Source organism: Brucella tritici, from assembly GCF_008932285.1.
Taxonomy (GTDB): Bacteria; Pseudomonadota; Alphaproteobacteria; order Rhizobiales; family Rhizobiaceae; genus Brucella; species Brucella tritici.
The window spans coordinates 810,603-823,298 of sequence record NZ_WBVY01000003.1; the positions used below are offsets into that span (position 1 = coordinate 810,603).

Sequence of the window (12,696 nt, forward strand, 5' to 3'; positions counted from 1 at the left end):
GTTTGAAAACGACCCCAACCCAAGGTTAGGCTTACCTTTTCGCTGGGTGTCTTTCCTAAAACAGCGAAAGCTGCTTGCCTCCTTTTTCGACCGGTTCGAACAGATCGGTGCGCAACTGCAGCCGTCGTGCATTGAAGCCGAGCTTGCGCGCGGTAATCTCGAAACGACGTCCGATCTGCCATGCATAGGGACCAGTGCCGCGCATGCGCTTTCCCCATTCGGCGTCATAATCCTTGCCGTCGCGCATGGAGCGCACCAGCGACATGACATGACGATAGCGATCCGGGTAATTGCGCAGCAGCCAGTCCTTGAACAAAGGCGCTACTTCGAGTGGCAGGCGCAGCAGAACATAACCCGCTTCGCGCGCGCCCTGGGCATAGGCGGCATCCAGAATGCGTTCGATCTCGTGATCATTGATCCCCGGAATGACCGGCCCCATCATGACGGACGCTGGAACACCCGCATCGGCCAGCTTGCGGATGGTCTGAAGCCGCAGTGTCGGCGTCGAGGCGCGCGGCTCCATCGTGCGGGACAGATGGGCATCAAGCGTTGTGACCGACAAGGCGACCTTGGCCAGACCTTTCTCGGCCATGCGGCTTAGAATATCAATGTCACGCACCACCAGGGCGGATTTCGTCACGATGCCGACCGGATGATTGGCGGCCTCCAGCACTTCGAGAATTTCGCGCATGATGCGCCATTTCTTCTCGACCGGTTGATAGGGATCAGTGTTGGTGCCGATGGCGATGGTTTTCGGCTGATAATTGGGCTTGGCCAACTCGCGTTCCAGAAGGCGCGCGGCATCCGGCTTCGCGAACAGGCGGGATTCGAAATCGAGGCCGGCGGAAAGCCCCATGTAACTATGGGTCGGACGGGCAAAACAATAGATGCAGCCATGCTCGCAACCCCGATACGGATTGACCGAGCGGTCGAAATTGATGTCTGGTGAATCGTTGCGGGTGATGATCGTGCGCGGCTTTTCGATCTGCACGTCGGTCTTGAACGGCGGCAGTTCCTCAAGCGTGGTCCAGCCGTCATCGAATTCATGCCGCGTCGTCGGCTCAAAGCGTCCGGTCGGATTTATGCCCGCGCCACGCCCGCGCCTGCGAGCGTGATCGATGCGCAAGCCAGCCTCACCGATCATCGCATTGGCGTGATCCGCGCGCCCACTACCGAAGGCAGCCCTGTCGGCCTGCTTGATGATATCTGCCTGCTGGATCACTTCCATCTTCGTCTCCCTGAATGGAAACATCGAGCGTTGCGCAATCACGACGAAAACAAACCGAGGAACAGCTTAGAGCGCGTTTCTATCTGATCGACGCTCTAATCATTTGTTTTTACGCGCATCTTTTCCGAAAACCGTTTCGCACTTTTCGGGATGCGCTCTAAAAACCGTTCTGTTGTGCGTGTCGTGCTGCCATGCGACTCTGCTTTGATGAATCTATTCCTATCGCAAGATTTGGAACAAAGCAAGAACATATGCGTGACAGCTTTCCGCTCACGTATTCTTGATATATGAAGCGCGCATGTTGTCAGTCGTTATCGAAACCCTCAATTCTGAAAGACCGTTGGCCCACACGCTTTCGGCTTTGGTACCGGCTGTCGTGGAGGGTTTGCTGCGCCGCGTTACGGTCATCGACCGGGGATCATCGGACGAAACCGCTCTCGTCGCGCTGGGTGCAGGCTGTGCCTTTTATGCTGAAATGGATATTGAGGCGGCGCTCGATGAAATTCGCACGCCATGGGTGCTTTTGCTGAAGCCGGGCGCTGTTCCGCAGGATGGGTGGGAGGAAGTCCTCCGTCGCCATATGGATCAGGATGGCGGTGTCGCGCGCTTTTCACTGCGGGAAGACAGCGGCTTCGGTACGGTCCGTAAAATCTTCGGTCACAAGGCGACACTCGATGCCGGGCTTCTGGTTCGGTTGGACATTGTAAAACCGCTGCTGCTCGACGGCGTGGCGTTTGACCAGCTTCCGCAGCGCTTGCGACCAACCCGCCTCAGGCACCCCATTCTGCCGCCCCACGAAGACTAAGAAAAGCAAAAAGGCGAAGCTGGAAGCTTCGCCTTTTTCGTCAGATATGCCGACCGGATTAGTTCTGGCCGGATTAGTTCTGGTAAGAGGAAGGCGAAGCATCGCCAAAGCGATGAGCCGAACCGTCCTGATAGACCGGAGCCTTGATCGAGGCAGGAGCCGTATAGTCGACCTTCTGGCTCTGCGTTGCAACCGGCGTACGGTCGTTTGCATAAAGATCGGCAGGTTCGCCAACATGTGGGTTTTCAGCGAAAGCAGCACCGGCGCTAAGGGCAACGGCAACGGCAGCAAGAGCAAACTTCTTCATTTTCTTAATCCTTATGATCGCCCCTTCGGATGGCATAGAAGCCTTTCCGGGGCTCCCGGGTGGCACCATGCCATCCATCGGGGAGATAACTGGGGGAAGCTGAATGATTGGGAGGAATATCCAGCTTGGGAATTTATCGGGGCGTCATCGGCTGGGAGGCTTTTGACAACGCCCTGCACTAACTTTTTGTACCGCGCGCATCTTGTTCGAAAACCGTTTCACACTTTTCGGGATGCGCTTAAGTTTTCAGAAAACTTAGTTCTGATAGCTCGAAGGCGATGCATCACCGAAGCGATGAGCCGAACCGTCCTGGAATGAGGACTGGCTGATCGAAGCTGGAGCCGTGTAGTCGACCTTCTGCGAAGCAACCGGGGTACGGTCGTTTGCATAAAGATCGGCAGGTTCGCCAACGCGTGGGTTTTCAGCAAAAGCAGCACCGGCGCTAAGAGCGAGGGCAGCGGCAGCAAGAACAATCTTTTTCATTTTCCTATCTCCTTGGAAAGTGGAGCGGCGTTTTGTTCGTCGTTCCGATGCATCTCAAATGGGTGACAGTGAGGAAAAGTTCCAGTCACGAAAATGTTTTCTTAATCACACATTTGTGCGGCCAAATTTCTGGAGTATTGATGATTTATAAGAAATAAATGAATGTATTCAATAAATTGCATTATATATCAGCCTTCACGAAATTGTTGTACGAGGCCTTTTGTTCAAAAAGCGCGAACAGTCTGTCCCAATATATTGTCCAATGAGAGTGAACAATGGGGCAGTTTTGTGGAGTTTTGGATGGGAGCCGTCGAGAAACTATTTTCGGGACGGGACGCTTTGGGTCGCGATTACGAACCAGTCAGGCCTTTCGGCTGAAAGGCGTGCGGCTGCCTGTTCGGTGGCTGCCATGTCTTCAAAGATTGCATAGCAGGTGGCACCTGAACCCGACATCTGTGCGTAGAGCGCTCCGCTTGCGTGAAGCATCTCAAGCTTGTCACCGATCCGGGGTGCCAGTTTCAGCGCCGGCGCTAGAAGATCGTTGCGGGTTGTTTGCAGATAGGCGCAAAGGGGGGCGATGTCTGCATGGGAAGCAAGGTTCAGTGCCGGATGATCGCGTTTGTCGAGCGCGCGAAAAACATCCGGTGTTGCGACAGCGGTTCCATCATTGACGAGCAACATGGGCAAGGCCGGAAATTCGGCAACCGGGGTCAGGTCTTCGCCGATACCGCGTGCGGCCAATGGTGTTCCCTTTGATGCGCCATGCAGGCACATGGGCAGGTCGGCACCAAGAGCAAGCCCCATCGTGGCGAATTGGTCGAAACCGAGATCAAGGCCCCACAACGCATCAAGTGCCAGCAGCGTTGCTGCGGCATCGCTCGATCCGCCGCCTATGCCCGACGCAATCGGAAGGTTCTTCTCCAGATGAATGGCCACGGGCGGCACTGCCCTTTGCGCATGCTCGCGCAAGGTCTCGCGCGCTTTGAGAACCAGATTGCCGCCATCGAGCGGTATGCCCTTTGCAAAAGGACCGCTGACAGTGAAGCTGTCTTTTTCCGCAAATTCAACACGAACGCTGTCGCCAAAACGCGCAAAGACGACCAGCATATCGAGCAGATGGTAGCCATCGTCACGACGCCCCGTCACATGCAGCGCGAGATTGATCTTGGCCGGGGCCAGTCGCGTCACGGCACCGGAAAATCCGGCATTGGCGGTTTTTTCGGTTTTCGGGGAAGTGGTCATTTCTGGTTATGGACCGGGAATAGAGCATTTCCAGCAAAAGTTTGTAACGGTTTTGCGTGAGGCAAATGCGATGAAACAAATAGTTAGAGCGGTTCCGACGATTCTGTTAAAATAGGAACCGCTCTAAAGAAACCATGGCCGTCCGGTTACGGAAGCCACCGCGCCGCTTCTTCGGCAACTGCTTCTGATGGAAAGGTCAGTCCTTCTTGACGTAATATTCGCCGGTTTTGGGGTCTTGCACGAGTGTGCCATGAGCCCGGTTCTGCGCTTCCTTTTCTGCCTGACGCACACGCTGGGACACGCGCGAGGCTTCACGCTTGAACGAGCGGTAGCCGTACCAGGCGGCGGCGATGATCAGCAGCAGAAAGATGAGCTGGGGCATGGCCTCAAGTCCTTAAGGGTTGCATTTCGGATTACCAGATCGCAACGCCGAAATGCCGGATGTTCATGAAGGGGCGGGAAGCGGCCCACCCCGCTTTCTGACACCATATCATGGTGAAACGAGGGAATTCAAAGCTTTGGTTCGAAAATCGACGCCGATTTTCGCCTTCGCTTTATTTTTTACAGACCATAACGGCTCCAAAGCGCCTTTTCTTCGGCCACGGAAAGCAGACCGTCGCCGAGATGCGCGGCAATGGAAGCCGGTTCAAGATTACCGAGTGCCATATCAACGCCGGGCATCTTGCGCCCCAGAAGACCGCGCTTCTGTTCCACGAGCCTGAGCTTGACCTTGTCTCCATAGGTTTTGCGCAGGAAGCTGCGCATATCGCCAAGCCCGTCAATCAAGCCAAGCTCATGCCCCTTGATGCCAGTCCAGAACAGCCCGGTAAACAGGTCCTTGTCTTCTGCAAGCTTCGTTCCGCGCCGCTCCTTCACCATGTCGATGAAGGTTTCGTGGATTTCAAGCTGCAGTGATTTCAGTCGCTCGATGTCGGCCTTCTTCTCCGGCTGGAACGGGTCAAGCGTCACCTTGTTGGAGCCCGCCGTATAGACGCGGCGCTCGACACCGATCTTTTTCAGAAGTTCAGGGAAGCCGAACGAGGCCGACACAACGCCGATAGAGCCGACGATGGATGACGGATCGGCGATGATTTCGTCACCGGCCAGCGCAATCATATAGCCACCCGAGGCGGCGACATCTTCGACGAAGATGAAGACCTTCTTCTGATGTTCGGCTGCGAGATCGCGCATACGCCGGTAGATCAGGCGGGACTGAACCGGCGAACCGCCGGGTGAATTGAGCGAAATGGCAACGGCAGGCGCTTCCTTGTCGGTGAACGCCTTTTCAAGGATTGCTGCTGTCGACGCCAGTGAAAGCATCGGGCGGAATGCAGATCCACCGGACATGATGGCGCCATGCAGTCGCACGACAGGTATCTCGATGGAAACCGGGCGGAAGCGGCGTGGAACAAGGCGCGTCAATAAACCGGGCAAGGCAAACTCCTGCTAACTGAAACCATTCAGGCTCTCAGCCGGAATGTAGGAAGCAATATGGGAAACACAAAGGAAACCGCCCGGAATTTTTGTTTTCCGAGCGGCAGTATCGTTCCCGTCAGGCGTTTTTCGGTTTTGTGACCAGCCGCAGCAGAATATAGCCGCAGATAGCCGACAGGCCCGAGCCAGCCAGCACTCCAATCTTTGTTTCCGCTTGCATGAGTTCGGACGGGAAGGAGAGGAGGCCAATGAAGATGCTCATTGTGAAGCCGATCCCGCACAGGACCGCCACGCCGTAAAGCTGTATCCACGTGGCCCCAAGCGGCTTCTGCGCGAGACCCGTCTTGATCGCGAGCCATGCCGCTCCAAAAACGCCAAGCTGCTTGCCGATGAAAAGGCCAAGCATGATGCCAAGCGTGAGTGTATCCCGCATCACCGAGGCATCGAGACCGGCGAACGATATGCCCGCATTGGCGAAGCCGAAAATTGGCACGATGATGAAGGCAACAGGCTTGGCCAGTGCGTGTTCCAGTATATGCAGCGGCGAGGTCATGTCGTCGGGCTTGCCGGGCGCGGGCTTCAGCGGAATCATCAGCGCCGTCACCACGCCAGCAACCGTTGCATGAACGCCGGAATTCAACACGAAGAACCAGAGCGCTGCTCCGCCAATCAGGTAGGGCAGGAGCTTCATCACGCCCATCCGGTTCATGACGAACAGAACAATAGCGGCAGCGAAAGCCCCGCCGAGATATGGCATGGAGATTTCAGCCGTATAGAAAATGGCGATGATGACGACGGCTGCGAGATCGTCCAGGATAGCGAGCGTCGCCAGAAACACCTTGAGGCTGGAAGGAACCCGCGACCCCAGAAGTGACAGAACGCCGAGCGCAAAAGCGATGTCGGTGGCAGATGGCACGGCCCAGCCACGCACCTTGGCGGGGTCGTGCCAGTTGAACGCAGTAAAGATGATGGCTGGCAGTATGACACCGCCTGCGGCCGCGATGCCGGGCAGCATGCGGTTTGGCCAGCTTGCCAGTTGTCCATCGAGAAATTCGCGTTTGATTTCCAGCCCTACAAGCAGGAAGAACACCGCCATCAAGGCATCGTTGATCCAGTCTGTCAGACTGAGCGGACCGATATGAGTGTGCAATATATCGAAATAGGTCTGCGAGAACGGAGAGTTCGCCACGATGAGCGCGAGCGCCGCCGCCGCCATCAGGCTTATGCCACCGGCAGATTCGCTATCCAGAAAACGCCGCATGATGGATACCGGGCGGCTTTTGTTTGGGCTGTGGTTCATTGGTTCCCGTTGCCTGTTCTTGTCGTTTTGTTGTTTGCGCTTTTTCGGAAAAGGGCGGCGGGGAGCCGCAGAACGAAAATTGCTGCTTTAGGAATATTGGCTCGAATATAGGGTTTCAATCAAAATCACCCGCTCGGACCGAAATCGGCAGGTCTGAACTGTCGGAACTTCTGAAATGCTGCCGTGTTATCCGATCCGGGAGGACATCGCGATGGTGCTCACGGCTATTTTCGCGCAGCTCAATTGTACCGACCTCGAACGCAGCACGGAGTGGTTCGCCACGATCTTCGATCGCAATCCCGATGCGCGACCAATGCAGGGACTGGCTGAGTGGCACCACGGTTCAGGTGCCGGGTTCCAGCTCTATCTGAATCCGGTGGAAGCCGGGCACGGAACGCTGACGCTCATTGTCCGCGACGTGCGGGTCGAGCATGCGCGGCTTTCCTTCGAAGGGATTCGCCCCGGAAATGTCGAGAGCGCCGAGTATACGACGATCCTGAGATTGCGCGATCCGGACCGCAATCTGGTCGTGCTGGCACAGCCTAATATTAAATAAGAGCGTCGAGCCCGTTATTGATGCCGTCGGCGCGACGCGTGAAACCATGCCCCTCGCTGCCATGGAGAACGAGCGCTGGCATGAGCGACAGACCGGCGCGGCTTCCGCGCGTGCCTGTCACGACGATACGGATCGCCGCTGCATCGGGACGCGGCTGGACAGGCACGATCTTCAATCCGCCAAACCGACCCGACAAAGCCTCAAGGATGGGGGAAATGGAGCCGGGGCGGGCAATAATGGCAATGCCGCCACCAGGCTTAACAATGCCTGCAGCAGTGCGCACCCATTGTTCGAACATGCCTTCGGGCATGACATGCGCTTCCGCCTTCAGCGGATCGGGCGTGCTGCGATCGCGCGCTTCGTTGAAGGGCGGATTCATGATGGCGAAGTCGAAACTGTTATCGGCCAGTCCTGCGGCGAGGCGTGCCTTGCCTCTTAGGGCGACGTCGGCCTCGATCACGCTGATACGACCAGCCAGAGCAGCATTCAGCGGATGCGCAATGCTTTTACGGGCAAAGCCCGCCATGAAGGCGGAGCGCTCGACAAGGGTGATACTGGTGCCCGGGCATCGGGAGGCGACCGCAAGTCCGGCAGCGCCTGCGCCGCTACCAAGATCAACAACGCGTCCGGCAAAGCCGTTTGGAACGGCACTTGCCAGAATCATCGCATCCACACCGGAACGATGGCCTTTCAATGCGGGCTGGATGAGATGAAACGCCCCGCGATGAAACACATCAAGCGTTTCTCCGGCTTCATCTTCGGGTTCCGAACGTGTTTCAGAATTCATCAATCGCGCAGTTCGTGTTCAATCTCGGCATCGATCAAAATCTGCCGTGCTTCGTCAACCTGTTCTTCGCTGACCAGAAGGCGGCGCGGCAAGACGCCTAAAGAGCCTTCGATAATGCTCATATTCGTGTCGGCAATGAAATAAGCGATCCCGGCCTCCTTCATCAAGGCCTCGGCAAAGGACAGCAGAACGGAATCATTCGTACGGATAAGTTCGATCATTTGATCAGTTTGTAGCGAATGCACCGCATTGACAACAGCTTCCTTCAATGGTGAACAGGCGTTGGAATAGTATCGCTTTGAGGGCGCTTTGGGGGCAGTTGCGTCTTGAGCAATCCGGTCCGTTTCAATAATGTGGCCGGGCAGCTAGGAGAAATGGCATTGGGTGTGGTTCTGAATCTGGACGGTAAAAAGAAACAGGAAGGCTCGGTTCAACCGCTTGTCGATCTGACAAAGGCCGACATGGCGCGGGTGAACGAGATGATCCTTTCCCGGGCCGGGTCCGATGTTGAAATGATACCGGAAGTCGCCAATCATCTGATTTCCTCCGGCGGCAAGCGCCTGCGTCCCATGATGACGCTCGCGGCAGCCCGCATGTTCGGCTACGAAGGCGACGGTCATGTGCGCCTCGCGACCGCTGTGGAATTCATGCACACGGCCACGTTGCTGCATGATGATGTGGTCGATGAAAGCGATCTGCGTCGCGGAAAAAGCACGGCGCGCATGATCTGGGGCAACCAGGCCAGCGTTCTCGTCGGCGACTTCCTTCTGGGGCAGGCCTTCAAGATGATGGTCGATGTCGGTTCGCTCGACGCGCTCGACGTTCTCGCGACCTCGGCGTCGGTGATCGCCGAAGGCGAAGTGATGCAGCTTGCCGCTGCCAAGAACATGGAAACCACCGAAGACGAATATCTGGCGGTCATCAAGGCCAAGACTGCAGCGCTGTTTTCGGCTGCCGGTGAAGTCGGCCCGATCATTGCGGGTGCGCGAGCGGCGGATCGTGCGGCGCTGCGCGATTACGGCCTCAATCTCGGCCTTGCCTTCCAGCTTGTCGATGATGCGCTTGATTATGGCGGCTCGGCAGCCGATCTCGGCAAGAATACCGGTGACGATTTCCGCGAAGGCAAGATCACGCTTCCGGTGATTCTGAGCTATCGTCGCGGCACGGATGATGAGCGCGCTTTCTGGAAGCACGCGATCGAGGACGGTGCGAGCGATGACGCCTCGCTTGAAAAGGCCATCGGCCTGATGACGAAGCACGGCGCGATTGCCGACACGGTGCAGCGCGCGCGGCATTTCGGCGAAATTGCCCGCGATGCTTTGGCACCTTTGAAAGCGACGCCTCAGAAGGACGCGCTGATCGAAGTCATCGATTTCTGCATCAGCCGCGTGAACTGACCGGCAATAGCCGCAAACTCCGGCCAGCATTTCTTGCGGGCCAGCGATACACGGGAAAAGCATCCCATCACGGATGCTTTTCTTGCCCCGCCATCCCAAAAAGGCCATGCTTGGGGTGCCTTTTCCGGCAAAGAGACAGCGTGCCCGGCTTTTGAGCCAGTTGGGGTTTGCTTGCCGGTATCTGCCACAGGGATTTGAGAAGAGGATAGGGCTTTATGCGGCAAGGATCGAAATACCGCCCGCTTTATGGTTTGCTGCTCTCGCTTCTGGCGGGGATAGCTATCCCGACAAGCGGCGCTTTGGCCAAGACGACAGCCGATCCCACACCGCCTCCCGTCCGCGCCGGTTCGTTTGCCGGAGCCTATCTTGCCGGACGCACTGCCGAATCCGATAATAATCTCGCTACCGCCGTCGATTTCTATCGTCAGGCCATGGCGTTCGATCCGGGCAATGCGCAGATTAAGCAGGATTTGCTGCTGGTTCTGCTGACCGAAGGCCGCTTCAAGGATGCGCTGCCTCTGGCGGAAGAACTGAAGAACATCCCTGATATTGAGCGTTTTTCGCGCGTGGCGCTGGCGATCGACGCCATCGACCGCAAGCAATATCGCAAGGTCGGGCCGCTTCTGATGCTGTCGCTGCAATCCGATATGGATCGCCTCGCGACCGGCTTCATGAGCGCATGGGTAAAGGTCGGGCAGGGCAATCCCAAGCAGGCGCTCGCCGACATCCAGAAAATGCAGGGACCGGAATGGTACGGTCTGTTCCGCACCTACAATTCCGCATTGATAGCCGATCTTGCTGGCCAGAACCAGGAAGCGCGTGATTTCTACCAGCAGGCGATCGATGACCGGCCCGGCGGAAGCGCTGCCCCCGACACCTATGAACGCATCGTGATGGCCTATGCCTCCTTCAAGCTTCGTCAGGGTGACAAGGAAGGTGCGATCAAGACGTTGAACGATGCAGCCGAGCTTCTGAACGGCCGCATGACGATCACCGAAATGCGCGAAAAGATCGAGGCAGGCGAGAAATATGGCCGCCTCATCAAAACCGCTCAGGAAGGTACTGCCGAAGCACTCTATACGCTTGGCACTGCGATCAACCGCAGCGGCGCGGAAGCCTTTGCAAAGCTTTATCTGCAGATGTCGTTGCCGCTGCGTCCGGACAATGACGCAACGCTTTATCAGCTGGGCGATATTTCCGCCAAGTTGCGCCAGCCGGAAAAGGCCATCGACTACTATGGTCGCGTGCCGGAGAAGTCGCCTTATCGTCGTGATGCGGAAATGCAGCGCGCACTCAATCTGGCGGAAAACAACCAGTCTGCCGAAGCCGTCAAGCAGTTGAAAGTTCTGCTCGACCGCGACAAGACCGACATGCGCACTTATCTGGCGCTCGGTGGTGTCTATGCGCAGGACAAGAATTTCGCCGATGCGGCGAAGATTTATGATGCTGCGGTGGAGCAGATCAAGACGCCGGAACGCAAGGACTGGCCGGTCTTCTACCAGCGCGGCATTGCCTATGAACGCCTGAAGCAATGGGACAAGGCCGAACCCAATTTCCGCAAGGCGCTGGAGCTTTATCCCGACCAGCCGCAGGTGCTGAACTATCTTGGCTATTCCTGGGTTGACCGGGGTGAAAATCTCGATGAAGCGCTGGGCATGATCAAGAAGGCGGTCGAGCTGAGACCGCAGGACGGTTATATCGTCGACTCGCTGGGCTGGGCCTATTACATGCTGGGCCGGTATGACGAGGCGGTGGTCGAACTGGAAAAGGCGGTCAAGCTTCGTCCGGAAGACCCGACGATCAACGACCATATGGGCGATGCCTACTGGCGTGTCGGGCGTCTTCTGGAAGCGACCTTCCAGTGGAACCATGCCATCGCTGGCAAGCCTGAGCCGGAGGATCTGGTCAAGATCGAGGAAAAGCTGAAGAAGGGCTTGCCGGATATTCCGGGCCAGTCTTCTGCCGATGCAGCAAAGCCTGACGAGAAAAAGCCCGATGAGGCAAAGCCGGAAGCTCCGGCGCCGTCGAATGCGCCTGCTGCACCGTCCGACAAGACCCCAGAAAAGCCGACAACTGACTAAGAGCTTCAGGCTGCCGGTTTCAAGATGGTGTGACACCGAAACTGGCAGCCTGTGCTTGACCCTGCGTTACGGACAAATTAGACCGGGCCATCATTTCAATTACAAGGCCCGACCCCGTGTCCAGTACGTCGCCAGCACATATGCATCCCACCCGTTCCTTTCAGGGTCTGATCCTGACGCTCCATAACTATTGGGCGGAGCACGGTTGCGCTATCTTGCAGCCCTATGACATGGAAGTGGGTGCGGGTACGTTCCACCCGGCAACGACGCTGCGTTCGCTGGGGCCGAAGCCGTGGAAGGCTGCCTATGTGCAGCCATCGCGTCGTCCAAAGGATGGCCGTTACGGTGAAAACCCGAACCGTCTCCAGCACTATTACCAGTATCAGGTGATCATCAAGCCATCGCCGCCGAACCTTCAGGATCTCTATCTCGGTTCGCTGCGCGCCATCGGTCTCGATCCGACGCTGCATGACGTTCGCTTCGTGGAAGATGACTGGGAAAGCCCGACGCTCGGCGCGTGGGGTCTCGGCTGGGAATGCTGGTGCGACGGCATGGAAGTGTCGCAGTTCACCTATTTCCAGCAGGTCTGCGGCATCGAATGCTCGCCGGTTTCCGGTGAGCTGACCTATGGTCTCGAACGCCTCGCCATGTATGTGCAGGGTGTGGACAATGTTTACGACCTCAACTTCAACGGTCTCGAAGGCGATGAAAAGGTTACCTATGGCGAGGTGTTCCTGCAGGCTGAACAGGAATATTCCCGCTACAACTTTGAAATGGCCAATACCGAGGCTTTGCATCAGCATTTCATCGATGCCGAGCGCGAGTGCGAGGCCATTCTGAAGGCCGGTGCGCCTGCTCCTGACGCCAATCATAAAATGCATAAGAGCGTTTTCCCGGCCTATGACCAGTGCATCAAGGCATCCCACGTGTTCAATCTGATGGATGCGCGCGGCGTGATCTCGGTTACCGAGCGTCAGAGCTATATTCTGCGCGTGCGCAATCTTGCGCGTCAGTGCGGCGAGGCATTCCTTTTGACGGATGCCGGTGGTTTCAATTTCAAGCGTGAGGGCGAGTAA

14 protein-coding genes are annotated in these 12,696 nt (G+C 56.9%); 5 read left to right on the forward strand and 9 right to left on the reverse strand.

From position 1 onward, the window contains the following. Positions 1-55: 55 nt before the first annotated feature. Positions 56-1,228 (reverse strand): PA0069 family radical SAM protein, encoded by a 1,173-nt coding sequence (locus tag F9K94_RS13700; RefSeq protein ID WP_151646250.1) that lies wholly within the window; start codon positions 1,226-1,228, stop codon positions 56-58. 298 nt (positions 1,229-1,526) lie between these two features. On the opposite strand from F9K94_RS13700, the gene F9K94_RS13705 reads away from it, so the two are divergent. Next, positions 1,527-2,033, forward strand: a complete 507-nt coding sequence (locus F9K94_RS13705; protein WP_151646256.1) for a glycosyl transferase — start codon at positions 1,527-1,529, stop codon at positions 2,031-2,033. 73 nt (positions 2,034-2,106) lie between these two features. Here F9K94_RS13705 and F9K94_RS13710 read toward each other — a convergent pair whose 3' ends face one another. From F9K94_RS13710 to nhaA, 6 genes are all read right to left on the reverse strand, one after another. Beyond that, positions 2,107-2,340, reverse strand: coding sequence for a hypothetical protein (locus F9K94_RS13710; RefSeq protein ID WP_061345244.1), 234 nt, complete (start codon positions 2,338-2,340; stop codon positions 2,107-2,109). Between the two features lie 255 nt (positions 2,341-2,595). Next, positions 2,596-2,823 carry a hypothetical protein gene (locus F9K94_RS13715; RefSeq protein ID WP_012090790.1) on the reverse strand — a complete coding sequence of 76 codons (228 nt, stop codon included), beginning with the start codon at positions 2,821-2,823 and terminating at the stop codon, positions 2,596-2,598. A gap of 318 nt (positions 2,824-3,141) precedes the next feature. After that, complete coding sequence (locus tag F9K94_RS13720) at positions 3,142-4,065, reverse strand: 4-(cytidine 5'-diphospho)-2-C-methyl-D-erythritol kinase (RefSeq protein WP_151646258.1); 924 nt, start codon at positions 4,063-4,065, stop codon at positions 3,142-3,144. Between the two features lie 196 nt (positions 4,066-4,261). Next, complete coding sequence (locus F9K94_RS13725) at positions 4,262-4,447, reverse strand: membrane protein (RefSeq protein ID WP_006466164.1); 186 nt, start codon at positions 4,445-4,447, stop codon at positions 4,262-4,264. 179 nt (positions 4,448-4,626) lie between these two features. Then, the gene (locus F9K94_RS13730; RefSeq protein WP_151646260.1) at positions 4,627-5,499 is read right to left on the reverse strand and encodes a S49 family peptidase; all 873 of its coding nucleotides are present in this window, start codon (positions 5,497-5,499) and stop codon (positions 4,627-4,629) included. Positions 5,500-5,617: 118 nt separating this feature from the next. Beyond that, on the reverse strand, positions 5,618-6,799 hold the full coding sequence (gene nhaA / locus F9K94_RS13735) for a Na+/H+ antiporter NhaA (RefSeq protein ID WP_151646262.1): 1,182 nt from the start codon (positions 6,797-6,799) through the stop codon (positions 5,618-5,620). A gap of 211 nt (positions 6,800-7,010) precedes the next feature. Between nhaA and F9K94_RS13740 the strand changes: the two genes are divergently transcribed. Continuing rightward, positions 7,011-7,355: a VOC family protein gene (locus tag F9K94_RS13740; protein ID WP_151646264.1), complete on the forward strand. Its 345-nt coding sequence runs from the start codon at positions 7,011-7,013 to the stop codon at positions 7,353-7,355. On the opposite strand, the gene F9K94_RS13745 is transcribed toward F9K94_RS13740, so the two are convergent. Then, complete coding sequence (locus tag F9K94_RS13745; RefSeq protein WP_061345096.1) at positions 7,348-8,142, reverse strand: tRNA1(Val) (adenine(37)-N6)-methyltransferase; 795 nt, start codon at positions 8,140-8,142, stop codon at positions 7,348-7,350. The genes F9K94_RS13740 and F9K94_RS13745 overlap by 8 nt on opposite strands. Further along, the gene (locus F9K94_RS13750; RefSeq protein WP_061345245.1) at positions 8,142-8,363 is read right to left on the reverse strand and encodes a putative signal transducing protein; all 222 of its coding nucleotides are present in this window, start codon (positions 8,361-8,363) and stop codon (positions 8,142-8,144) included. Before F9K94_RS13750 ends, F9K94_RS13745 begins: the two co-directional genes overlap by 1 nt. 159 nt (positions 8,364-8,522) lie before the next feature. On the opposite strand from F9K94_RS13750, the gene F9K94_RS13755 reads away from it, so the two are divergent. The 3 genes from F9K94_RS13755 to F9K94_RS13765 all read left to right on the forward strand — a co-directional run bounded on the left by F9K94_RS13755 (position 8,523) and on the right by F9K94_RS13765 (position 12,696). Next, positions 8,523-9,539 carry a polyprenyl synthetase family protein gene (locus F9K94_RS13755; RefSeq protein WP_061345246.1) on the forward strand — a complete coding sequence of 339 codons (1,017 nt, stop codon included), beginning with the start codon at positions 8,523-8,525 and terminating at the stop codon, positions 9,537-9,539. A 215-nt stretch (positions 9,540-9,754) separates the two neighbouring features. Continuing rightward, positions 9,755-11,620 (forward strand): tetratricopeptide repeat protein, encoded by a 1,866-nt coding sequence (locus tag F9K94_RS13760; RefSeq protein ID WP_151646266.1) that lies wholly within the window; start codon positions 9,755-9,757, stop codon positions 11,618-11,620. A gap of 140 nt (positions 11,621-11,760) precedes the next feature. Next, positions 11,761-12,696 carry a glycine--tRNA ligase subunit alpha gene (locus tag F9K94_RS13765; RefSeq protein ID WP_061345098.1) on the forward strand — a complete coding sequence of 312 codons (936 nt, stop codon included), beginning with the start codon at positions 11,761-11,763 and terminating at the stop codon, positions 12,694-12,696.